This is a genomic window from Corynebacterium sp. 22-2729, from assembly GCF_053479475.1.
Map to the genome: position 1 here is coordinate 111,191 of NZ_JBRBCA010000001.1, position 22,124 is coordinate 133,314.

Here is a 22,124-nt window from a genome sequence, read left to right on the forward strand (position 1 = left end):
TACGAGTTGAGGGCCGTGGTCCGTTAGGAGGTTGCGGTAGGTCTGACGGATGGTCGCAGAGCCTGTGGAGGAGGCGGTAGCGGTTGAAGATGGTGTGCCGGGGTGCGTTGAAGATGCTGTGGTGGGGTGTGGGGGAGGAGTGGAAGGTGATGTGGAAGTTTTATTGGCGCGGGGGATTGGTATTTCAACTCGAAGATCGGTTTCCGCGAGTTGCCAGGCGAGATCCCAATGTCTGTTTGTGAATGGCTCTGAGGGGGAGTGTGGCGCAATAAAAAGAACAGCCTGTGAAGCTGCGTGTTCGGGTGGAATCTCCGCCAAGGCGGAAGTGTGCGGGCTGTTGCGCGTGGCGTCGGTGGAATGAGAGCCCCCGAACTGCATAGGGGCAATGGAGCAGACGGTATGTGTATCGCAGGAGTGGGAGCGCATTGCGAAATGCTGTCGCAACGCATGAGGGGGTTCAGGGGTGGCGCGGGTGAAGATGTCCATGGCATCCAAGCTTAAGGCACCCTGCGGTGCTGTCGAGAAAAGTTCAAGGGGCTGAAATCTAAATATGCCGTAAGGTAGTTTCTTCTTCTAGTAATGACAATGAATTTGTAATAAGTGCTTTAAATAGGGTGCTGGACAGGAATGACGTATGCGAACAAAACTGCGGCGAAGGGCAGCATGTGCCTAAACCGGCGTGATGATTGGAGGGGCGCTGGTAGCCTGCGGTGACCCGAGCCGCCAAGCTTCCGGTGGGGAGGGCCAGTACCCCACCCGGCTGGTTTTGGCAGACCGTAAAGCTGGCGATGGATTCCACCCAGCGACGGGATATGCCCAAACCGGTGTGAGCCCAATCTACGACGGTCTGCTGCGACCAGAGCCATCGTCGTCAGACAAGGTTCCGAACTTTGTGCCAGCACTGGCTGCGGAAATGCCGAAACACAATGCTGACTCCACGAAGTGGACTGTGAAGCTCAAAGAGGGAGTGAAGTTCAGCGATGGTTCTGATTTCGATGCCGAAGATGTGAAGGCATCGTATGACGTAGCCAAAGACATTTCCACCGGTTCCGAAGTAGTCAGCCGCTACGACATCATCGACGAGGTGCAGGTCCAAGATCCGCACACCGTGGTGTTTAAGTTGCGTTCCCCACTTGCCGAAATGTTGTCGCGACTCACCTACGCGATCGCTCCCTCCGAGATGCTGGACAAAGGGGCAGTTACCCAAAGCAAGCTGAATACCGAACCCGTGGGTACTGGCGCTTACCACCTGAAGGAGCGCCGGGGTGATGAAACGATCTTTGAAGCCAACGACAACTATTTTGACGGTGCGCCGGAAGTCAAGGAATTGGTTGTTACGACGGCTGCGGATGATACGGCCCGCGCGCAGCGCGTAGCTGCTGGTGAAATTGATGGTGCCGCTATTCCGCCCAGCCAACTGAAGGGGTTAGAAGGTAAGGACGGCATCAGCGTAGATGTCACCAAGACGGCTGATTGGCGGGGTATTTCCTTCCCTGAAACGCCCGAGTTCGCCGATCCGAAGGTGCGCTTGGCTTTGAACCTCGCCGCTGATCGGCAGGCATTTATTGATGGACCATTGGCGGGGCAGGGCACTCCGATCTCTGGACTATTGTCCTCAATCTACGGTGATGCCCACGATCCAGCCCTGGATTTCCAACACGACGTGGCCAAAGCGGAGAAACTACTCGATGAAGCTGGGTGGAAGAAGAACAGCCAGGGTGTGCGGGAAAAAGACGGTAAGCCCTTCCACGTAGACCTCTACTATGCAGGCAACGACACGCTGCGCCGAGACATCGCCATCGAGTTCGCCTCGCAGATGAAGAAGCTGGGCCTAGAGTTCGAAACCAAGTCCAGCACGTGGCAAGACATCGAACCGAAGGTACACGATGTGTCGGTCGTTTTGGGCGGCGGATCGGCTCCTTATGACGTCACGGTGATGGCCTATGAGTATTTGCACACACGCACACCCGCGACGGGTAAGTGGGCTAATCCAGGCAACTACGGCTCCAAGAAATTGGATGACCTGCTGGATGAGACGCGCAGTGAGAACGACGAGGCGAAGCGCAACCAACTGTGGCGCAAGATCCAAGCCGAGCACGCAGAAAACCCATCCATGCTGGCTTTGGCGAACGTCAACCACATTTACGTCTCAAAGGAAAATTCGTGGAAGAAACCGAATCTCCTGCTCGAACCCCATATTCACGGCGTGACGTGGGGGGCCTTGGTGGCGCCTAGCCGCTTGGAAGAAATAACACATGAGAGCGGTTTCTACCACTTCTTCTGCTGCTAACTCCGCTCATGGCGGAGCCGCTGTGAATACTGCGGACGTTCACACCGCTGAAGGTCACTCTGGTGCTGGTCATCCTGCTCCTGGTCACGTTGGTGCTGTTCGGATTGCAGATAAGGCAAGCTCGGCTGGAGCCCCCCATTCAAACGGAGTTGACGGTTCAGACGGGGTTCTCACTTCAGCAAAAACTCGGCAGTCCTGGCGCAGGTTTGTATTGCCGGGGCGCCGGGATAACCTCGGCGGGATCGGCCGGATGGTTGGTACGCGCTTGTTGCTCATTGCCGTGACAACCGTGGTGGTCAGCTTCATTATGTTCGGCCTCGCTGCCTTGTCGCCGTTTGATCCCCTTGCGCACCACCTCGGCGCGAACTACGGCAACTACACTGCCGAAGAACGTGCGCGCATTGCCTCTTCCTTGGGCCTCGACGCCCCGTGGTACCAGCAATGGGTCTCCTGGTGGGGGCACGTTTTTACAGGTGATCTGGGGTGGTCCCGGGTGTACAGCAAACCGGTTGTTGAAGTTATTGGCGAGCGCCTGCCGTGGACGATGCTGCTATCCGGAGCGGGCCTGCTGCTGATGCTGGCGATTGCAGCGCTTCTCGGCTTGAGTGCTGCTCGCCGACCCGGCGGAGTGGTGGATCGGGCGATAACCGCGTTGGGTGTATTTGTGGCAGCCACTCCTTCCTATATTTATGCCCTAGGAAGCGTGCTGTTTTTTGGCGTGTTCTGGCACCTCATCCCCGTGGGAGGGGCCGCGCCCGTCGGTAAGTCCCCGTCACTGGGAACGGTGGGGCCATACCTCATCGCACCGGCAGTCGTTCTAGCGATCTCGCAGCTGTCGTGGCCTTTGTTGACGATGCAACGCGCTACTGCCGAAGCCGTTGAGTCGCCAGCGGTTGCCAACGTGCGCTTGCGTGGTCTCTCCGAACACACGATCCTCGTTCGGCATGTGCTGCCTATGTCGCTCATGCCGCTGATCACTTTGATCGGAGCGCGCCTCGGCGAGATGGTCGTCGGAGCAGTGATCGTGGAAACGGTTTTCTCCTGGCCGGGGTTGGCGCAAGCCACGGTGGAATCGGCTGTGGCCGTGGACTTTCACCTGCTGGCATTCACCACGGTCGCGACCACGGTAGTGGTGATGTTGGGATCCCTATTGAGCGATCTGTCCTACGTATTGATCGACCCGAGGGTAAGCGATGTCTAACAAGAATTCTCTTTCCCCCGATGAGCACAGCTCTAGTTCGATCGATGAGCACAGCCCTAGTTCAAATAACTCAGCCGTGAAAGCACATAGTGCTCATCTAGATATTGGCAGCGCCGAAGCACAGGGGTTTAGCGCGCACTCGCAGACACAGAGTGCCCGCAGGTGGATGCGTGGGCACCTCATTGGATTAAGCGTTTTTGCACTTCTGGTGCTGTATGCAGCTATAGTTCCCGCCGTCTTCGAGGCGGGAACTCCAAGTTTCGCCAATTCCCTGCGTTCACCGACTGCCGCGCATATTTTCGGTACTGATCACTTTGGGTTCGACCTATTCGTACGAACCGCGGAAAGCTTGCGGGTTTCCCTTTTCATCGGGCTTACGGCTGCGGTTGCCGCTACGGCATTGGGCGTGCTCGTCGGGTTATTGGCGGGGCTCGGTGGCGTGGTCGATCGCATTGTTATGCGCATCAACGATGCCGTGAGTGCCATTCCGCACCTCATTTTGACAGTGGTTATTGTCGCACTATTCCAGGGATCCGTTGCTGCCATCGTGGGGTCCATCGCTTTGACTCACTGGTCACCGGTTGCGCGTATCGTGCGATCTGCGGTGTTGACGGTCCGCGCGTCCGAAATGGTGCAGTGCTCGTACGGTGCAGGGGCTTCGTTTGGCTGGGTGCTGCGTAAGCATTTGGCACCAGCGGCTTCTGGTCAAGCACTGGTAGCGATGGCGATGCTCACTCCCCATGCTGTGTGGCACGAATCCACCGTGTCCTTCCTTGGCCTGGGCATCCAGGCTGACGAGCCATCACTGGGAACGCTCATGGATTTGGCGCGCGAAGACATCACCCGTGGGGCGTGGTGGGCTTTGGTTTTCCCAGCGATGATCTTGCTGCTCACCACGATGTCTGGGGTATCGCTGACCCGAGGAGCGACAGCGCGGGCAGAGCGTGGCGTCGGAAAGCAAAAGAAGAAGTCAGCACTGCAGAAAGAAGCCGGGGCAGGCCGCAGAGGGCGTAGGTCGCAGCCTGCGGAGCCAACTGAGGCGACGAGCGAGTTGGGGGAGCTACGTGCTCGCGGGCTTGGCGTAGAGGTGGGGACAAAAAACATTGTGTGTGGGGTGAACCTGACCGTGCGCCGTGGGGAAGTGGCCGGGCTGATCGGAACCTCCGGTTCTGGTAAATCGACCGTGGGGCGCGCGTTGATTGGGATGTTCCCAACAGGGGCTCGAGTAGAAGGGAAGGTCTCGCTTTATCCGGCTGGGGCGCCTGATGGGAATTGTGCAGCGCACGGGGCGACCAAAGGGCACCTTGAACCCAGCGGGGTCACCCAAGATACGGAAGCTGGTGGATCCGCTCACGTTGCGGAAGCCGATAAAACCACTGCTGATGAAGCAGACTGGAACAGTACTGATTTAGCTAGTGTGCGGGGCTCAATGGTGGGTTTTGTTCCCCAAGCCGCGGCGTTGTCCTTTACGCCCGTGAGGAGAATTGGAACCCAGCTCCAAGAGATTATCGATCGGCATGGCAGTGGCTTGGATGTGGAGGAGTTGTTAGAACGCGTTCACCTTGACTCTGAGGTCAGCGAGTATTTCCCACACCAGCTATCGGGCGGCATGGCGCAGCGAGCGGCGCTGGCTGCGGCGTTGGCGGGAAATCCGCAATTCCTTATCGCAGACGAGCCCACCGCAGCATTGGACCCACAATTAACGAAGGAGACGCTGGAGCTACTGCGGTCCGCGGCCAAGGATTTGGGGCTCGGAGTATTGCTGATAAGTCACGATCTAGAGGACCTTCGAGAATGGGAAGTGTGCGACCACATTTTTGTGCTGCATGAGGGCGAAGTAGTGGAAAGTAGACAGGCCAGCGAGTTTTGGGATGCACCGCAAACCGACTTTAGTCACGCGTTGGTTGCGGCTTTGCCCAGCGGAGGCATTGAATACCAAACCGAGGTAGGGGAGAGAAATGCTTAAAGCTACCGAGGTGACCTATTCCTATGCAGGGAAACCCGTCTTGGAGAAAATTGAACTGATCATTGAACGCGGTGAGCTCGTGGGGCTGATTGGACCTTCAGGATCTGGCAAAACGACGTTGGCCAAGTTGCTTTCCGGGCGTTTCCTCCCAGATTCGGGAAAGGTCACGATTGACGGAGAACCTGTGGTGACGGGGCGAGATCGCCGGCGATCACGAATAGCGTTGGTGAGCCAATCCCCGCGGGATGCGTGCAATCCGCGGTGGACTCTCCGAGAGATCATCGCCGAACCCTTATTGATCGCCGGGGAGCACAATAGGGAAGTGATTCGCGAGTGCGTGGAGGATCATACGAAGCGAGCAATGCTGGATAGGGAATTGCTTGATCGTCGACCAGCACAGGTAAGCGATGGGCAACTGCAGCGAGCATGCTTGGCCCGCGCAACTGTGATGGATCCGGCCTTCCTCATCTGCGATGAACCGACTTCAATGCTCGACCCAATTGCGACGGCGAAAATTGTGGAGATGTTGCGCGAGACCGTGCGGGCGAACCGCGGAGTGCTATTGATTTCCCACGACCATCGGTTATTGACAGCGTGCGCTGACCGGACAGTGGCTATAGAAACCATCCCGCAGGCTTAGAACTCTGCGTTCCGCGCCTGTGCTGGTGAGGAGCGGTAATTAGCGCCGGGGGATGTCCAAAGAATGGAGCAACGTACGCTGCGAATCACTGAAGTTATTGTCCGAGATTAAGTACACGCGGTTTAACTCCGCCGGGGAAGTGGAGCTGCCGGCGTGGTTTCCGATGGCGGAGGAGCCCGCAGGAAGGGAGCCGGTGGTGACGGAACCGTGAGCCGGCACATCGGCAGAGTGGGCAGGCGGGGCCGCGAAGGTTAAGCCTTCAACATTTTCGGGGGATGCAGAGATGTTAGGGCTTGCCTCAGTGTTAGCCTTATCGCCACTCGAGCTTAGGTTGTCACCGAGCTTGTGAATGTCACTGGGTTTTTGCCCAGCGAAATCGAAGACCTTCTCGCGGTTAACGGGCACCTCGCTACCGTCCAAGCGCTCCCGGCCAAGCACATTGGTGGCCCCTTCCAGACTCAAACGGTAGATTTCGGCGCGGTTACCTTGTTTGGGGATGTAACCGCGCTGCAGCGCGTAGAGGCTGCCATCCGGGGAAGTAGCCAAGGAAGCGTACCCGCGATCGGCCTTGGGGGCGTACGTGGGGTCCACCTCGACCACATACTCAGCCTTGGGCTTGCCGGTTGTAGTGCTGTAAGCGGTCAACCGAGTTTTGGACCCCGCCTCGGGAGTATTGATTGGCCCATCCTGCACCAATGAGTTCTCGTTGAGAGTGTAAAAAGTTTCCTCATCAGGAGAAATTGTCATGCCCTCCGGGCCTTTGTTGGGGCTTATACCTTTAGTTTGTTTAACATCTTTTGCTGCATTGTGGTCGGGGACGTGATAGTGCGGGGGATGGATGCGCCGGATTTCCCGCCCGTTGCTATCGGATTCGATGACAAGGGGTGAGCGGTTCTTCGATCCCTTTGATTCGCCCTCGGTGGTCCATAGCAAATGGCCGTTAGGTAGCTGCTGGATCTCCTCCGCATCGTATTCCTTGGGGTTGTATGCACTGCCATCTGGCTTGGTGAAATTAACTTGTCCGGTGACCTTTGCCCGCCCGTTGTTGTCGATGTTCAAGCGGTAGGCGCGCGTGGGGCCATGATCGCCTTTGTCATCCGAGATGGCGAGGTAGGAGCCATCGGTGAGGGCAGTAAGCCCGGATAGCCCACCCACGTTGGGATCCTTGCTCGCTTGGCCGAGGTCGAACGCGCCGTTGTAGTGAGTTTGTTCCTGGCCACCAGTTTTCAGAGCGCCGGAAGGTGGGAAAGCCGATCCTGCGGGGAATTGCGGTGCGGAGAGTGAGGCGTCGGAACCAAAAGGGGTAGCGGAAGAAAAAGGGGCGGTGGCTGTGGTTGCGCCAAGGGCTGTGGGAGCGGCAATGACCGACCCAGCGAGAATCGAGGTAGCGACAAGTGGGGCGGCTGCCAGCGGGGTGGAAATGAGGGCGCGGTTTATGCGTATGCGGTTTTTCATACCCACTATCAAAACAGGTGGGGCGGGTTTGCGCATTTCAGGAGAGGTTCAGGGGTGAATCTAAAAGTATTTTTGAAAAAGTTGAGTCGATCGGGAACAAGTTTGAGGTGCGATGAGTTGAGTAGGGTGTGAGCAAGTTGAGTGGAGCAAACTCAAGTCGGCTTGACTAGACGCGAAAAACGCGGATACTAGTGTGCAGAGGCGGGCGAAGTTGAGTCCGCTCGACTAAGGCTCGATAGATTTTATTCGCCCCAGAAGTAATAGGAGGAACTGATATGGGACGCGCAGTAGGAATTGACTTGGGCACCACCAACTCTGTGGTGTCTGTTCTGGAAGGCGGCGAGGCTAAGGTCATCGCCAACTCCGAGGGGTCCCGTACCACCCCGTCCATCGTGGCTTTTGCCAAGAACGGTGAGGTACTGGTTGGTCAGTCCGCTAAGAACCAGGCGGTTGCCAACGTGGATCGCACCATCCGCTCCGTTAAGCGCCACATGGGTACGGACTGGAAGATCTCCATCGACGACAAGGAGTACACCGCTCCGGAGATCTCCGCTCGTACCCTGCAGAAGCTGAAGCGCGACGCGGAAAGCTACCTGGGTGAGGACGTAACCGACGCGGTCATCACCGTCCCCGCTTACTTCAACGACGCGCAGCGTCAGGCAACCAAGGATGCGGGCCAGATTGCCGGCCTGAACGTCCTGCGTATCGTCAATGAGCCGACCGCAGCTGCTCTGGCCTACGGCCTGGAGAAGGGCGACAAGGAGCAGACCATCCTGGTCTTCGACCTCGGTGGCGGTACCTTCGACGTTTCCCTGCTGGAAATCGGCGACGGCGTGGTAGAGGTTCGTGCTACCGCTGGTGACAACGAGCTGGGTGGCGACGACTGGGATCAGCGCATTGTCGATTGGCTGGCCGAGAAGTTCAAGGCCTCCCACGGTGTGGATCTGACCAAGGACAAGATGGCTCTGCAGCGTCTGCGCGAGGCAGCGGAGAAGGCCAAGATTGAGCTGTCCAGCTCCCAGCAGGCTTCCATCAACCTGCCGTACATCACGGTGGACGAGGATCGGAACCCGCTGTTCCTGGACGAAACCCTGACCCGCACCGAGTTCCAGAAGATCACTCAGGATCTGCTGGATCGCACCAAGGCTCCGTTCCAGGCGGTGCTGAAGGATGCTGAGGTTAGCGTGGACGAGATCGACCACGTCGTGCTGGTCGGTGGCTCCACCCGCATGGTTGCCGTATCCGAGCTGGTCACCGAGCTGACCAATGGTAAGGAGCCTAACAAGGGTGTTAACCCGGACGAGGTTGTGGCCGTGGGCGCTGCCCTGCAGGCCGGCGTGCTGCGCGGCGAAGTGAAGGACGTGCTGCTGCTGGATGTCACCCCGCTGTCCCTGGGTATCGAGACCAAGGGTGGCGTGATGACCAAGCTGATCGAGCGCAACACCACCATCCCGACCAAGCGCTCCGAGACCTTCACCACTGCTGAGGACAGCCAGCCCAGCGTGCAGATCCAGGTCTTCCAGGGTGAGCGCGAGATGGCTGCGCACAACAAGCTGCTCGGCTCCTTCGAGTTGGCCGGCATCGCCCCTGCACCGCGCGGCGTTCCGCAGATCGAGGTCACCTTCGATATCGACGCCAACGGCATCGTCTCCGTGTCCGCAAAGGACAAGGCGACCGGCAAGGAAAACACGATCAAGATCCAGGAAGGCTCCGGCCTGTCCCAGGAGGAGATCGACCGTATGGTCAAGGATGCTGAGACTCACGCAGAGGAGGACAAGAAGCGCCGCGAGGAGCAGGAAGTCCGCAACTCTGCAGAGTCTATGGCTTACCAGACCCGTAAGTTCGTCGAGGAGAACAAGGACAAGGTCAGCGAAGACGCCCAGAACAAGGTCGAGGAAGCAGCCAAGGCTGTGGACGAGGCTCTGAAGGGTGATGACATCGAGGCCATCAAGGACGCTGTGGAGAAGCTGAACGCTGAGTCTCAGGAGATGGGCAAGGCTATCTACGAGGCAGAAGCAGCATCCGGTGCTGAAGGTGCCGCTGCAACCGATGACCCGAACGTTGTCGACGCCGAAGTTGTCGATGAGGACACTTCCGCAGAGGATGATAAGAAGTAATGTCTGAAGATCTGAATCAGAACCCGGACGCCTCGGAAAATACCGAACCGGAAGTAACCGAGGCACAAGGGGTCGACGAGGGTCTGGCTGAGGTTGATCTGGCTGAAGATGAGGGCGTCGACAACAACGCCGCAGACGAGGCCGAGAACAACATCGAGGCCGAGCTGGCCGAGCGCACCGAAGATCTGCAGCGCGTGACGGCGGAGTACACCAACTACCGCCGTCGCGTAGAGCGCGACCGCGTGAGCGTGATTACCGGCGCGAAGGCCGACGTAGCCTCCGAGCTGCTGCCGATCCTGGATGACCTGGAGATGGCAGAACAGCATGGCGATCTGACCGGTCCGCTGAAGTCCATGTCGGATAAGCTGCACTCCGTGATGGCCTCCATGAAGGTGGAGAAGTTCGGCGAGGAAGGCGACGAATTCGACCCTAACTGCCACGAGGCAGTGCAGGACACTAGTAGTGGTGACGAGAAGGTGCTGGCCACCGTTCTACGTCGTGGCTACCGTCTAGAAGATCGGGTGCTGCGCAATGCGATGGTTATTATCGGCGACCCGCAGTAGTCCTGTTGGCGGTCTACCGCTGAGTTAACCCCTTAAGAGGGCTCCATGGTTTTACCGTGGGGCCCTTTCTTATGGCTAGAACACACATGTTTAGAACGAGTGTTCGATTTTGTAGTGTTTTTTCGGAAGGAGTGTCGGGGGCGTTTTCTATGCTTATTGCGCACGGAAAACCACGGGACGAAAACCATGCAACACAGGGGACTTTGATCATCAAAGGGGAAAGATGTTCGACCAACCCACACCACCAGAAGAATCGCCACCAGACCAGCGTCCGCCCAACCAATCCGCCGATCAGGCGCAGAAGCCTTTTTGGAAAGTAACCGACCCTACCGACCCGATAAGCGCAGCAGTCTGCGACATCAATCTCAACAATGCGCGCCTTGCCGTGGCATGCACGCCTCGCGACCATGAATGCGTCGGCGATGTCACCACCCGCTTGTGTGTCCGCCTGGGACTACCGGAGTTTCGGGTCATCCAGCTTATTGACGTCGGCGCAACCTTCCGCCGCTTCCCATCGTTGTTGAAGCTTGCCGAAACGGGGGCTTACTCCATAGAAATCTGGCGGATTGTCGCGCAGAGCCTTGTCGCTATTAGTGACGCCCACGCCTCCGTCATAGAAGCCGATGTATACACTGCACTTTCACCTACTCGACCTAACCAGGCAATGCTTGGGCATGGCACGATCCGTCAGCGGCTGAAGAAGATCGTCATGCAGCGCGAGCCTTTGGCTTGTCCGATCGATCCTGCAGATCGGCCCATACTCTCGGACGATGCGAATGAGGAGGGTGCCGAAGATGCGCTGGGAAATGCAGCAAGGCTGAGTATTGATGACCGGCCAAGCGACCATACCGAGTTTTATCTGACTCTCCCTAAGTTGGAGGCGCTAGAGCTGATTCAAGCGGTTGATGGCGTGCGGAAGAAAGAGAACTGCTCGCGGGCGCGGGCGCTGCTAAGTCTGGTGCGGGGGAGTGCTACTGCAGAAGTGAACCTCAACCTATATCGCCGGGTGGATATTCCGGATTCCCAGATCTGGGCCGCTGGCACCTGGCTTAGTCCGCTGGCTACGAAGGAATGGATGGCTCGCGTGACCCATCTGCAGGCTCCGGGGAAGGCCACCACGGCTGGTTATACTCCGACGCCGCTGATTCGCGCGAGCGTGGAAGGGCGGGACGGGACTTGCCGGTTCCCCGGTTGCGACGTGCCTGCCCACAAATGCCAGCTGGATCACGTCAAACGCTTCGTGCATAACAACCCGGAAGGCGGGCCGACTGATACGTCAAACCTCCACTGTCTCTGTGCAAAGCATCACAATGCGAAGACGACCGGAGCATGGGATGTGGAGATCTCCTCCGATGGAGTGGAAACCTGGAGCAGCCACGGCGACGGCCACACCGTGATCACCACTCCGAACGGCCCGCTGGGAAGATTCACATTCCGGCACCGAGCCATAAAGCGAACGCGGAGGGTGGTGGAGTTCAACCAGCGGAAACAACAGCGCAACCAAGAGGAAGAGCCACCGTTCTAGGCGAGGCCGCCTCCATCCCCTAGGTCACCGAGATGAAGCTTCTCGGTGAGGTATGCGGTCGGCTTGACCTCAAGCTCCGCAGTGTGGTCGCTATTCCACTTCACATTGGTGAACGTAGTCACCTCGCCCATGTGAGAGATCATCAGGCGTGGACTCAACGCGCCTGCCTGCTGGGAGAACTGGTTGGCGGCCAGGGTTGCCATCATCTTGATGGATCCCATGAGATCGCTGCCCTCATCCATCTCGCGGAGCAGCGTTACATGGCGATGCGGAGCTGCCAGCAACAACCCAGACTCGCGATCGATTTGGGGTAGGTAACGCTCGACGATGTCATCCAACAGAATCGGAATAGACCCCACGTAGTACGAGGATCCAACGAACAACCACACGCGTTCTCCGGGCTTGCTTTCGTCCGCCTGGATGGACTGCACCTCAAGATCGGAATCGATCAGATCCTGCCATAGGTTGCGGTAGCCGATCCGGAAGAGGTCCTCTACGGGCCCTCGATCCTCCAGCGAATCCGGGGTCAGGCCCAACACTGCGTTAGGTGAGTCTAGGACTAGGTGGATGCAAAGGGCGTCCGAAAAAGGACGAATGGGGGATTCTGGGTTGAACTCGAACGCATCCGCCTGCGCGCTCTCCGGCAGAAGTTCGATCGCCGTGAGGCGCACACGCAGGTAGGAGTAGAACTCCGCGTCGGGGATTGAGCCCATATCCGTCGTGATCTGGATAGACGAGACAAGCGTGGAAACGAAGTTATTGACCATCTCGGGCATGTCCCTGGCAAAGTCCTCGGCGCTCGCGACCTGCTTCGTGATGTTCTCAAGGCCCATTAGTGAACCCTCGCCATCGTCCGGTGCCGGAAGTCTGCCGCCATAGGGGCCAGGGGTGCGGCCGACATATTTCAGGGGCTTCTCAATGTCCTCAGGCTTGCTGAAATACACCACCTCAGGAGTGGGGTTCGCGCCATAGCCGAGATCGTTAAGCGCGCGCACGATGTGGCGAATCATCGCGGTGGACTGGTGCAAGTCCAGGCCGCTCAACGGCACTGGTGGATCCTCCGGGCCGGGAGCAGGTGTGCCGGGAGCAGAAAAGCTATCAACCGAGCTGTCAGAGCTGCCGAGATCGGATGGTGAATTGTGGGAGCCGAAAAGTCGGCTAAACCAACTGCGCTTTTTGGGTGCCATGGCCCCACCCTAGTCAGTTCTGCTCGAGTGGGCTTTCGTCTGGCCCCGAAGTGGCGCTGCAAGGGAATAAAAGCGTAGGGGCGTCGTTATAGAAGATTAGATATCAAAAGTTCAGCGCGGTAGACTCAAGGTTAATGAGTGATACCCCGCGTGAACAGCGCAAGAAGGAAGGAGCGACACATGGCGCACAGTGAATGGGCCGAGAAGGATTACTACCAAGACCTCGGCGTGTCCTCCACCGCATCGGCAGAGGAGATCAAGAAGGCATACCGCAAGATCGCTCGCGAAAACCACCCGGATGCCAACCCGGGCGATACGGTGGCGGAGGAGCGGTTCAAGAAGGCTTCCGAAGCCTACAGTGTGGTGGGCGATAAGGAAAAGCGCGCGGAGTATGACGAGCTGAAGCGCATGCTTGCTAGCGGTGCATATTCGACCGGCGCAGGATTCGGCGGTGCAGGATTCAGCGGTGCAGGCGGCTTTAACGTCTCTGATCTTTTTGGCAATGACGCCCACAGTGGTGGATTCGGCGACATCTTCGGCGGAATCTTCGGTGAGGATCCGACCGCCGGCGCCTCCCGCAGCCGCTTTGAAGGGCGGGGTAGCCGCCGCACCCAGCGCAGCCGCGGGGCAGACGTGGAGACGGAGCTGACGCTCGAGTTCCGCGAGGCTACAAGAGGCGTGACCGTTCCGATTCGCCTCACTAAACCCGAGCCCTGCGAAAACTGCCACGGCTCCGGCGCCAAGGCGGGCACCGCGCCGCACACATGCGGTGCATGCGGCGGTGACGGCATGGTCAGTGAGAGCAAGGGTGCCTTCGGCTTTTCCCGCCCGTGCGCGGAGTGCTCGGGTACGGGGTCGGTGATTAAGGACAAATGCGCAGACTGTTCCGGTACGGGACGCACCACTCAGGCACGCACGATCACGGTGCGCGTGCCTGCGGGTGTGGTCGACGGGCAGAAGGTGCGCCTGGCCGGACAGGGTTCGGCAGGGCAGCGTGGCAAGCCGGCTGGCGATCTGTTCGTGACTGTGCACGTAAAGCCGGACAAGGTGTTCAGCCGCGACGGCGATGATCTGAAGCTAACCGTGCCGGTGAGCTACCCCGAGCTGGTGCTCGGTGGGGCAGTGACGGTGCCTACCTTGGCTTCCAAGGTGCGGGTACGCATTCCTGCGGGCACGCAGGACGGCACCACGCTGCGTGTGCGCGGCCACGGCGTGAATAAGCGCAACGGTGCCAGCGGCGACTTGCTGGTGACCGTCAAGGTGGCGGTGCCAAAGAACCTGGACGAGGGAGCGATGAGTGCGCTGCGAAAGTACTCGGAAGAGGAAAAGCGCTCTGGATTCGACCCCCGCGAAGGATGGGAGGGTAACTAATGAGTACTGGAAAGACCGGCGGCGAAAGGGAGGTCTTCGTGATCTCTGTCGCCGCGCGCATCACCGGAATGCATGCCCAAACGCTACGCACGTATGACCGGATGGGTTTAGTGACGCCCCAACGCACCAGCGGCGGTGGCCGTCGCTACTCGCGTGAGGATATTGAGCAGTTGCAGGAAATCCAGCGCCTTTCCCACGAGGAGGGCGTAAACCTGGCGGGCATTAAAACGATCATTGCCCAGCAGAACCGGCTGGATGAGCTGGAGAAAGAAAACGCTGCCCTGCGTCGCCGGTTGGCGGATATGCAGGCGCGCATGGAGCGTGGCGAAGGTGCGGGCGGGCGGCCACGTGGTGAGATCGTGCATGTCCCGCGTTCGACGTCGGTAGTGCTGTGGGACAGGCAGAAGCGACGCTAGTTTAGAGGCTGACCTGGCCGGTGAGGATCAGGTACAGTGCGCCGATCGACGAAATAACGACGATGGTGCTGATGATCCACTCGAAAGTATTGAAGATGCGCCCGCCGGCCTTGATGCGGGTGGATACGTAAACCACCAGCCCCGGCACAATGAGCAGCGTGCCCAGTAGGACGAACTGCAGCTCGGCGGCGTAGAGCAGCCACAAGGAGTAGCCGAAAGCTACCGCGCTGATGAGCAGGTGAATACGGTTGGTGCCCTTGCTTACCTCCGGTCCGGAAATATCGAACTTCGAGCCCGCGTCCGGGTGCTTGAAGCCGTGGCCGCGCGTGGCCAGGAACAGCAGGTACAGGCTGGAGAACACATAAGGTACCAGATAGAGCGACGTAGCCAGCTGCACCATCGTGGTGTACGTGGATTCATTGAGGTAGAACACGATAATGAACACCTGGATCACCACGGCGGAAAGGAACTGTGAGACATAGGGGGCGCCCATATCGTTGGTGCGTCCAACTGTCTTTGGTAGTAGTCCATCTTGCGCCATGAGCGTGATTGGCTCGGCACATAGCATCTGCCAGGACACATAAGCGCCCAGCACAGAGATGCACAGGCCGATGGAGATCAACCCAGCGCCCCACGGGCCAACGACGTGCTCCAGCACCGTTCCCATGGAGTTATCGCCCATAGCAGCCAGCTCCTCGCGGGAGACCACACCGAAGGAAAGGAAGCTCACGGCGTTGAGCAGGAAGAACACTGCGACGAATCCGAGGAAAGTCGCCAGCGACACATCCTTGCGGTGACGTGCGCGCTTCGAGTAAGTCGAGGCGCCTTCCACGCCGATGAAAGCCCAGACAGTAAACAGCATCATGCCCTTTACCTGGTCGCCCAGGGAGAAAGCCTGATCCTGATTCTCGCCGAAGGTTGCGGCACGGCCCCAGAAGTCTGAGGTGAAGACGTCCATGTTGAAGCCGGCGAAGGCAACCAGCACCAGGAAGGCCAGAATCGGCAGGATCTTCGCCACAGTGGTGATGACGTTCATGATCGCTGCCTGGCGCACGCCCCGGGAAAGGACGATAAAGATTCCCCAGGTTAGCGCCGAAACACAGATCGACTGCACCAGCGGATGGTCGCTGCTGAAGATGGGGAAGAAGAAGCTGAGCGAGCTAAAGAACAATGTGGCATAACCCACCTGGGCAATGATGGTGCCCAGCCAATATCCCCAGGCAGAGGCGAAGCCCACGAAGTCCCCCAACCCGGCGCGCACGTAGGAATACACGCCGGAATCCAGGTGCGGCTTGCGCAGAGCGAGAGCCTGGAAGACATAGGCGATGCACAGCATGCCCACGCCCGTAATGCCCCAGCCGATGAGAGCGGCACCGGGCGAGGCCACCGACGCGATATTTTGCGGCAGGGCGAATATGCCCGCGCCGACGGTGGAGCCAACGATAAGGCTGACCAGCATGCCCATGCGAACGGTGCGCGGGTCGTCCTTAATCAGTACCTCCGCAGTAGAGGCCTGGGGGTGGTGCGCCCCGGTCGATTCACCGGCGGACGCGCCCAGGCGCTCTCCCTGCGATGCGTTCGAAGTAGATGGGGTATCCCCATTATTAGAGATATTCACGGTTAGTACCGTACAACGTAGATGGCGCTTTGACCCAACCGGCGCGTGGATACTCGCGTGAGGGGGCATAATGGTTGGGCATAATAACAGTATGGATTCACAAATCGGTCAGAATGTCGTTCGACTGGATGACGTCGCGCTCCGGGTGCTGGCCACCGACCGAGGCGTGTTGGCCGTTGAGTTCGAAGGTGTTCAGCAGGAAAGCGGCGCCGGCAACCCCGGTAATGCCGCCAGCTGTTACGCTGCAGAAGCTGCAGAACAATTGCGCGCATACTTCTCCGGCGAACTCTGCACATTCACCGTTCCTGTGGATCTCAGTCGTGTTACCACCCCGTTCCAGCGACGCGTGCTGCAAGCAATGGCGCGGATTCCCTACGGCCAGACTTGGAGTTATGCCAAGCTTGCAGCTGAGGCAGGCAGCCCGCGTGCCATCCGTGCCGCTGCCTCGGCGTGCGCAAACAATCCACTCCCGATCCTCTATCCCTGTCACCGCGTAGTGCGCAGCGATGGGCACATCGGAAAGTATCTGGGCGGAGCTGAGCTGAAGCAAGCGCTAATCGATATGGAACGCCGGCACTGTGCATAGTGGTTTTCGCTAGTGTGCATTCACCTCTGGAGACCACATGTAGGAGCTATGCGCATCTGTCTCCCCGCGGCGTAGCAGGTAGAGATCCAAAATTCGGCCCCAACCGTAGCTGGACCAATCGCCTGCATCGGCCTCGTGCGGTGGGGCGTGAAAATCGGGTGCGGCTGGATCCCGCCCATGTACCCCGAGCTCCGGAGTAGTCGTCAGCCGAATCATATCGCCGGGGACGTGCTCGTTGTACACCTCCGCGTGCCCATCTTTCGCATGCAGTTGCAAGCCCTCCGCCTGTTCGGCGTGGACGCCCGGGCTGCCCCATAGCCTGACTTCGTCCGCGGTGAGGCCTGCACCGCTGCGAGCCGCGGCTTCGCCGACCACCACGGACCCGTAGCTATAGCCCACTACCTGCAATCTTGCATTCGGGTTCCTTTCGCGTAGCTGACGTTGATGCTCCTGCAGTGCCGTAGCGCCGGCCTTTGCTGGTTCCCGCGATACCGCACTTGTGAGATCTTCGGGCGCCGCATAACCATGCCAAGCCACCACCGCCACGTTCTTGCCCTGTGCTGCGGCGTCCGCCGCCGTTGCCCGCGCCCACGCCTCTGTGCGCTGGAGTGCCTCCGGATTATTGGAACCCACGCCACTGACCAGCGTAATTACCTCATCCGCATGCTTGGGATCACCCACCGTCACCACGGGGCCATGGGGAGAATTCACGCGCTCTACTGGCAGGTCTTTGGGAACTAGCGGTAGTGACGCCCCCTCGGTTTCGCCCCCTGCAAAATCACTTCGGGGTAGGGCAACGGAGTTACTGATCGAATGAATGATTCCGCCCGAGGCTCGATCCAACAGACCCGCCAACTTCAGTGCCCCGCGCAGAACATTCGTTAGCGCTAGAGCCATGCTTTGTGCAGCCTCGCCGATTCCGGGAATCAATCCAAGGTGTTTAGCTGACACCTCACCATCCTGCTGGACGGACATGAGTGCCATCCGGGCAAGCCCTACCGTCGTCCTCACTGCCAACCTGGTGGGGGTAAGAATATCGGCGTGAATATTCGCCACTTTCCCAATTGTGCTGCTGCTAAAACCAGCGGTGTCCAGTTGGTTCGCCGCTGAATCAGTGGCGTGTTTAGCTGCATCGGCTGCTTGCCCCGACCAGTCGGCTTCCCATTGGGCTGTCTTTCGCGCTTCTCCTGCATGGCGAGAGGTCTTCTCGCCGCTGCTTTTAAACAGTCCGGCGGCGGTGCGCAGCGCATCTACATTGGCATGTTCCACATCGTTGACCGTGACTGTTTTTCCGAAGCTGCTGGAACCGGAACCTCCATACTCGTTCATCGGTTCGCTCCTGAGAGTGCATCGGAACTGTCATTGTCGGCGAAGTCCACGTCGTTGGTGAAGGCGCTAATGCTCTGGCTCATTGTGCTCAATTGCCGGCCGAAACCGGTGAAAGCAGCGTGGAGCCTATCCGCCGCCGTGGCAATTCCACTGGTTGTTGATCCGCCTGGCACTCCAGGAGCTTCTGCGTTCGCCACCGAATAGCCAGCCGAAGCGCACTGCACGCCGTTCTCAGTGATTTTCTCGCATCGTTTCTGTACCGCTGCCGAATCGATTTCCATTGTGTCCAGATAATTTAGAAACCCCATTGCCGAATAATGCATGCAAACCCCCTGTGCTCTGCGCATCTTTAGACCGTGCTTTTGAAAAGGGAGTGTAGGGAGACCAAGGGGCGTCAATAAAGAGAAAACTTGGGAGCTTGGGGATAACTCAGTTTTATCCACAGGCCCTCGGTAAGTGGAAAGCAAAAGAGCGCACGATGTCGGCAGAATCGCTAGGGTGGTCTGTATGCGTATCGCTGTCATCCAGATGAAGGCCGAACCGGATGTGGAAGCTAACCTGGCTCGCGTCCTGAAGTACATTGCGTCCGGTGCGGCAAATGGTGCTGACCTGGTCGTTTTCCCGGAAGCGGCTATGTTCCCCTTCGATAGCGGACGGCTGGATACAGTCGCCCAACCGCTGGATGGGCCCTTCGCCCAGGCGGTGATCGATACGGCCAAGAAGCACGGGACGACCGCCGTTGTCGGCATGTTCACCCCGGCGGATACCGTTTATCGCACTCCGAGTGGGAAGCTGGTAACTGAGCAGCCCAGCGACTCCCCGGAGGCCAATCAGTTCCGCCGCGTGCACAATACCCTGCTGGTCGCGGGGCCGGATTATGTGACGCACTATGACAAGATTCACACCTACGATGCCTTCGGCTACCGAGAGTCGGACACCGTCAAGCCCGGGGAGCGTCGCGTGGTTATTGACGTCGGCGGCGTGGGTGTGGGGCTGGCTACCTGCTATGACATCCGCTTCCCAGGGCACTTTGTGGCCATGGCAGCCGCGGGCGCCAAGGTGATGATTGTGCCCTCTAGCTGGGCGGACGGTCCTGGGAAGCTGGAGCAGTGGCGCGAGCTTACGGCAGCCCGTGCGCTGGATTCGACTAGCTACCTGATCGCCGCGGGAATGGCGCGTCCTGGTTCACCGGAGCGTTACGGCACTGCGGACGGTCCTACCGGCATCGGCCACTCTGTGGCCATCGGCCCGAACGGCGCCCGGCTAGCGGAGACTGGCTATGCCGCACAGGTGCTGACCATCGATATTGACCCGAATTACGTGGACAAGGTTCGCAAGTCTCTCCCGGTCCTCGATGGCCACCGCATCGATCGCGAACTCGGCGTAGGGGTCGATCTGATCGGTGAGGTTGAAGAGCAAAGAGAAATAGTGCAGTAATGCACTAGCTGTGCGGTACGTCGAAGCGCAGCTGCTCTCGGTTCGCGCCCGCACGCAGGAAAGCCTCCACAGTGTGCTGCTTCATGTCTGGGTTTCCCGTGATCAGCACTTCGGCATCTCGCCATGCGCCCTGTTCGGCAGCCACCTCGCCTACTAGGCCACGTGCAGTGAAAGCATCGAACTCTTCCGCCGCCGGCTCGTCGTTCTGCACCACCAGGTACACGTCTAGCCAGTCGAAAGCCTCCTCAAAGGCCACCAGGCTCTTCCACTCATAGAGCTCGTCCGGGTTCTGTGCCCCGAAGAAGAGCTGCACCTTGGGAGGCCGCTCCTCGGATTGAACCAGATCCAATAGAATCGCCCGCACCGGAGCCAAACCCGTGGAGCCCGCCACCATCACCACCGGCTTTTCCCCCGAAATCTGCAGATCCCCATAAGGGTTAGCCAGCACCCACTGCTCGCCGACTTGGGTGCCCTCCACGATTGCACGGGAAAACGGTCCGACCGCGCGTACGTGAAACTCCACCAATCCGTCCTCATTAAAAGGGATAGCGGGGGACAGCGCACGCCACAGCTCGGGGGTGTGCGGAGTGCGCACCTCCACATGTTGACCCGACCAATACGGCAACGGCGGATCCACCTGTGTGCGGACCACCGCGACGGCGTCACAGGGATGAAGAACCTCGAGTACCTTCGCGGCAGAGGTGGCGGGCAGCTCGGCTTCCTCATCCTCGATTGCGCCATACGCAAGCAGGCTACACCCCAGGTTGATCGTGTCACTGAGCTTTTTGGTGACGCCGATATGCTCGCCGATGGCCTCCACTAACGCGGACTCTAGCGCGGCATAATGCTCCGACCCCATGCCGAACTTGCGGAAATCCTTGCCCGTCGCCACCAGGAATTCCCCCTGGGCAGAGGCGAACTCGCCGCCACGGGTGATGCCGCGGAGAACGAAGCGGATGGTGCGATCCAGATATACCTCATCTAGATCCAAAGTCTGGGAGAAATCCGGGGAGGGATTGGTGTACTCAGTGCCCGCGACGTGCGGAAAGTGCACAGGTCGGGGCCTCAGATCCATGGAATTCAGCTTCGCGCGGGTGAGCTGAGTCAGATCGTGGCGGTGTTCCTCAATGAGCGCGAGCAACTCAGCGAAGGTGTATTCGTCTTGTGAAGAGTGGCGTGCCACGGACTCGAAGTCTCCTTGCTCTCCAGGGGCGGGTTGAGGCAACCGGGTGAGGGGCCGGCTGGTTGCCCTCATTGTCTCACCTGAACCTGTGAATGGGAACTTCCCCTATTGGAACGCCTGATTGCCCAGCTGTTGAGGTGCTGTGTGGTACTCGACGGGGGTCTCCGAGAAGTTGATCGGGTTACGCACGCTACGCATGCCCTCGACCTCCACGATCGGGTCCAGCCCGAGGGATTCGGCGAATTCAAAAGCCTGTTTGATGTTATTTACCGGGCCTGCGGGGACTCCAGCGGCGCGCAGCTTCTCAAACCATTCCTGCGCACTGCCTTGAGCCAATGCCTGTTCGATGATTGCGGCCAATTCGGCGCGGTGAGCGACTCGGTCGCTGTTGGTGGCGAAGCGGGCGTCATCAATATATTCCTCAATCCCCAGCACCCGGCAGGTCCGGTGGTATAGCGAGTCATTGCCGGCGGCGATGGCGAGGTCGCCCTCCTGGGTTTTAAACACCTGGTAGGGGGCGATGGAGGGATGGGTATTGCCCATGGCCTTACCAATGACGCCCGCACCGACGAACGCGCTGGCCTGGTTGGCTAGGGAGGAAAGCAGAGTGTGCAGCAGGTTGATCTCGATGTGCTGGCCCTTGCCGGAGGAGGTGCGGGAATGTAGCGCCGCGAGGATGCCCATGCCCATGTGCAGTCCGGTAAGTACATCGACGAGTGCTACGCCGACCTTCACGGGGTGGTCCTTTTCGCCATTGATAGACATGAGGCCGCCGACGGCCTGCACCATCAGGTCGTAGCCGCCGATGTCTGCGCCCTTGCCGGAGCCGAAGCCGGAGAGGGAGGCGTAGATCAGGCCTTCGTTGTGCTGGCGGAGTGTTTCATAATCCAATCCCATGCGCTGCATCGTGCCGGGGCGGAAGTTCTCCACCAGAATGTCGGCTTCTTCGGCGATGCGGCGGGCCTGCTGGCGGCCCTCATCGGTGGAGAGATCGATCTCCACCGACTTCTTATTGCGATTCACACCCGCGAAATAGGTGGACATGCCCTGGGCGTTGACGGGTGGTGCCCACGAGCGAGTGTCGTCGCCGGTGCCGGGGCGCTCGATCTTGATGACCTGTGCGCCCATGTCCGCCAGCATCATGGTTGCGTAGGGGCCGGCGAGGACGCGGGAGAAATCGGCCACGACGATGCCTTCAAGGGGGCCCATTTGTGCCTTTCTGGTTGGGGAGGGTTGGGTT

18 protein-coding genes are annotated in these 22,124 nt (G+C 59.1%); 11 read left to right on the forward strand and 7 right to left on the reverse strand.

What is annotated here, in order from left to right; genetic code table 11:
* Window positions 1–682 precede the first annotated feature (682 nt).
* The 4 genes from ACUY2T_RS00470 (at window position 683) to ACUY2T_RS00485 (ending at window position 6,097) form a co-directional block, all read left to right on the forward strand.
* On the forward strand, window positions 683–2,290 hold the full coding sequence (locus tag ACUY2T_RS00470) for an ABC transporter substrate-binding protein (RefSeq protein ID WP_448307158.1): 1,608 nt from the start codon (window positions 683–685) through the stop codon (window positions 2,288–2,290).
* Window positions 2,291–2,540: 250 nt separating this feature from the next.
* A complete protein-coding gene (locus tag ACUY2T_RS00475; protein ID WP_293790681.1) occupies window positions 2,541–3,491 on the forward strand; it encodes an ABC transporter permease in 951 nt (316 codons plus the stop codon).
* Window positions 3,492–3,657: 166 nt separating this feature from the next.
* Complete coding sequence (locus ACUY2T_RS00480) at window positions 3,658–5,457, forward strand: ATP-binding cassette domain-containing protein (protein ID WP_448307160.1); 1,800 nt, start codon at window positions 3,658–3,660, stop codon at window positions 5,455–5,457.
* Entirely contained in the window at window positions 5,450–6,097 is a 648-nt protein-coding gene (locus ACUY2T_RS00485) for an ATP-binding cassette domain-containing protein (protein WP_434824164.1), read from the forward strand. The genes ACUY2T_RS00480 and ACUY2T_RS00485 overlap by 8 nt, the downstream gene beginning before the upstream one ends.
* A 39-nt stretch (window positions 6,098–6,136) precedes the next feature.
* Here ACUY2T_RS00485 and ACUY2T_RS00490 read toward each other — a convergent pair whose 3' ends face one another.
* Entirely contained in the window at window positions 6,137–7,552 is a 1,416-nt protein-coding gene (locus tag ACUY2T_RS00490; protein WP_448306885.1) for an esterase-like activity of phytase family protein, read from the reverse strand.
* Window positions 7,553–7,827: 275 nt separating this feature from the next.
* Between ACUY2T_RS00490 and dnaK the strand changes: the two genes are divergently transcribed.
* From dnaK to ACUY2T_RS00505, 3 genes are all read left to right on the forward strand, one after another.
* Window positions 7,828–9,669, forward strand: coding sequence for a molecular chaperone DnaK (gene dnaK / locus ACUY2T_RS00495; protein ID WP_448306886.1), 1,842 nt, complete (start codon window positions 7,828–7,830; stop codon window positions 9,667–9,669).
* Window positions 9,669–10,232: a nucleotide exchange factor GrpE gene (grpE, locus tag ACUY2T_RS00500; protein ID WP_448306887.1), complete on the forward strand. Its 564-nt coding sequence runs from the start codon at window positions 9,669–9,671 to the stop codon at window positions 10,230–10,232. Before dnaK ends, grpE begins: the two co-directional genes overlap by 1 nt.
* A 223-nt stretch (window positions 10,233–10,455) precedes the next feature.
* Window positions 10,456–11,757 carry an HNH endonuclease signature motif containing protein gene (locus ACUY2T_RS00505; RefSeq protein ID WP_448306888.1) on the forward strand — a complete coding sequence of 434 codons (1,302 nt, stop codon included), beginning with the start codon at window positions 10,456–10,458 and terminating at the stop codon, window positions 11,755–11,757.
* Here the strand turns inward: ACUY2T_RS00505 and ACUY2T_RS00510 are convergent.
* Window positions 11,754–12,944: a hypothetical protein gene (locus tag ACUY2T_RS00510; protein WP_448306889.1), complete on the reverse strand. Its 1,191-nt coding sequence runs from the start codon at window positions 12,942–12,944 to the stop codon at window positions 11,754–11,756. The two genes, ACUY2T_RS00505 and ACUY2T_RS00510, sit on opposite strands and share 4 nt — an antisense overlap.
* A gap of 180 nt (window positions 12,945–13,124) precedes the next feature.
* On the opposite strand from ACUY2T_RS00510, the gene dnaJ reads away from it, so the two are divergent.
* Window positions 13,125–14,315 carry a molecular chaperone DnaJ gene (gene dnaJ / locus ACUY2T_RS00515; RefSeq protein ID WP_448306890.1) on the forward strand — a complete coding sequence of 397 codons (1,191 nt, stop codon included), beginning with the start codon at window positions 13,125–13,127 and terminating at the stop codon, window positions 14,313–14,315.
* Window positions 14,315–14,731: a heat shock protein transcriptional repressor HspR gene (locus ACUY2T_RS00520; protein WP_448306891.1), complete on the forward strand. Its 417-nt coding sequence runs from the start codon at window positions 14,315–14,317 to the stop codon at window positions 14,729–14,731. The genes dnaJ and ACUY2T_RS00520 overlap by 1 nt, the downstream gene beginning before the upstream one ends.
* A 1-nt stretch (window position 14,732) precedes the next feature.
* Here ACUY2T_RS00520 and ACUY2T_RS00525 read toward each other — a convergent pair whose 3' ends face one another.
* Window positions 14,733–16,196 carry a basic amino acid/polyamine antiporter gene (locus ACUY2T_RS00525; RefSeq protein WP_448307161.1) on the reverse strand — a complete coding sequence of 488 codons (1,464 nt, stop codon included), beginning with the start codon at window positions 16,194–16,196 and terminating at the stop codon, window positions 14,733–14,735.
* Window positions 16,197–16,440: 244 nt separating this feature from the next.
* Here ACUY2T_RS00525 and ACUY2T_RS00530 point away from each other — a divergent pair, with 244 nt between their 5' ends.
* Window positions 16,441–16,935 (forward strand): methylated-DNA--[protein]-cysteine S-methyltransferase, encoded by a 495-nt coding sequence (locus tag ACUY2T_RS00530; protein ID WP_448306892.1) that lies wholly within the window; start codon window positions 16,441–16,443, stop codon window positions 16,933–16,935.
* A gap of 9 nt (window positions 16,936–16,944) precedes the next feature.
* Here ACUY2T_RS00530 and ACUY2T_RS00535 read toward each other — a convergent pair whose 3' ends face one another.
* Both ACUY2T_RS00535 and ACUY2T_RS00540 read right to left on the reverse strand, forming a co-directional pair.
* Window positions 16,945–18,264 carry an alpha/beta hydrolase gene (locus ACUY2T_RS00535; RefSeq protein ID WP_448306893.1) on the reverse strand — a complete coding sequence of 440 codons (1,320 nt, stop codon included), beginning with the start codon at window positions 18,262–18,264 and terminating at the stop codon, window positions 16,945–16,947.
* Window positions 18,261–18,545 (reverse strand): hypothetical protein, encoded by a 285-nt coding sequence (locus ACUY2T_RS00540; protein WP_448306894.1) that lies wholly within the window; start codon window positions 18,543–18,545, stop codon window positions 18,261–18,263. Before ACUY2T_RS00540 ends, ACUY2T_RS00535 begins: the two co-directional genes overlap by 4 nt.
* 226 nt (window positions 18,546–18,771) lie before the next feature.
* Here ACUY2T_RS00540 and ACUY2T_RS00545 point away from each other — a divergent pair, with 226 nt between their 5' ends.
* Window positions 18,772–19,701 (forward strand): carbon-nitrogen hydrolase family protein, encoded by a 930-nt coding sequence (locus ACUY2T_RS00545; RefSeq protein WP_293790642.1) that lies wholly within the window; start codon window positions 18,772–18,774, stop codon window positions 19,699–19,701.
* A 4-nt stretch (window positions 19,702–19,705) separates the two neighbouring features.
* Here the strand turns inward: ACUY2T_RS00545 and ACUY2T_RS00550 are convergent, their stop codons facing one another.
* Window positions 19,706–20,884: an FAD-binding oxidoreductase gene (locus ACUY2T_RS00550; protein WP_448306895.1), complete on the reverse strand. Its 1,179-nt coding sequence runs from the start codon at window positions 20,882–20,884 to the stop codon at window positions 19,706–19,708.
* Window positions 20,885–20,989: 105 nt separating this feature from the next.
* Entirely contained in the window at window positions 20,990–22,093 is a 1,104-nt protein-coding gene (locus ACUY2T_RS00555; protein WP_448306897.1) for a CaiB/BaiF CoA transferase family protein, read from the reverse strand.
* Window positions 22,094–22,124: the final 31 nt, after the last annotated feature.

Excerpts from the sequence above, each read along its gene's own strand:
- ACUY2T_RS00490 (WP_448306885.1), bottom strand. The coding sequence starts at position 7,552 with ATGAAAAACCGCATACGCATAAACCGCGCCCTCATTTCCACCCCGCTG.
- ACUY2T_RS00540 (WP_448306894.1), bottom strand. The coding sequence starts at position 18,545 with ATGGAAATCGATTCGGCAGCGGTACAGAAACGATGCGAGAAAATCACT.
- dnaJ (WP_448306890.1), top strand. The coding sequence starts at position 13,125 with ATGGCGCACAGTGAATGGGCCGAGAAGGATTACTACCAAGACCTCGGC.
- ACUY2T_RS00475 (WP_293790681.1), top strand. The coding sequence starts at position 2,541 with ATGGTTGGTACGCGCTTGTTGCTCATTGCCGTGACAACCGTGGTGGTC.
- ACUY2T_RS00555 (WP_448306897.1), bottom strand. The coding sequence starts at position 22,093 with ATGGGCCCCCTTGAAGGCATCGTCGTGGCCGATTTCTCCCGCGTCCTC.
- ACUY2T_RS00480 (WP_448307160.1), top strand. The coding sequence starts at position 3,658 with ATGCGTGGGCACCTCATTGGATTAAGCGTTTTTGCACTTCTGGTGCTG.
- grpE (WP_448306887.1), top strand. The coding sequence starts at position 9,669 with ATGTCTGAAGATCTGAATCAGAACCCGGACGCCTCGGAAAATACCGAA.
- ACUY2T_RS00545 (WP_293790642.1), top strand. The coding sequence starts at position 18,772 with ATGCGTATCGCTGTCATCCAGATGAAGGCCGAACCGGATGTGGAAGCT.
- ACUY2T_RS00530 (WP_448306892.1), top strand. The coding sequence starts at position 16,441 with ATGGATTCACAAATCGGTCAGAATGTCGTTCGACTGGATGACGTCGCG.
- ACUY2T_RS00510 (WP_448306889.1), bottom strand. The coding sequence starts at position 12,944 with ATGGCACCCAAAAAGCGCAGTTGGTTTAGCCGACTTTTCGGCTCCCAC.
- ACUY2T_RS00470 (WP_448307158.1), top strand. The coding sequence starts at position 683 with ATGATTGGAGGGGCGCTGGTAGCCTGCGGTGACCCGAGCCGCCAAGCT.
- ACUY2T_RS00535 (WP_448306893.1), bottom strand. The coding sequence starts at position 18,264 with ATGAACGAGTATGGAGGTTCCGGTTCCAGCAGCTTCGGAAAAACAGTC.
- ACUY2T_RS00505 (WP_448306888.1), top strand. The coding sequence starts at position 10,456 with ATGTTCGACCAACCCACACCACCAGAAGAATCGCCACCAGACCAGCGT.
- ACUY2T_RS00525 (WP_448307161.1), bottom strand. The coding sequence starts at position 16,196 with ATGGGCATGCTGGTCAGCCTTATCGTTGGCTCCACCGTCGGCGCGGGC.
- ACUY2T_RS00520 (WP_448306891.1), top strand. The coding sequence starts at position 14,315 with ATGAGTACTGGAAAGACCGGCGGCGAAAGGGAGGTCTTCGTGATCTCT.
- ACUY2T_RS00485 (WP_434824164.1), top strand. The coding sequence starts at position 5,450 with ATGCTTAAAGCTACCGAGGTGACCTATTCCTATGCAGGGAAACCCGTC.
- dnaK (WP_448306886.1), top strand. The coding sequence starts at position 7,828 with ATGGGACGCGCAGTAGGAATTGACTTGGGCACCACCAACTCTGTGGTG.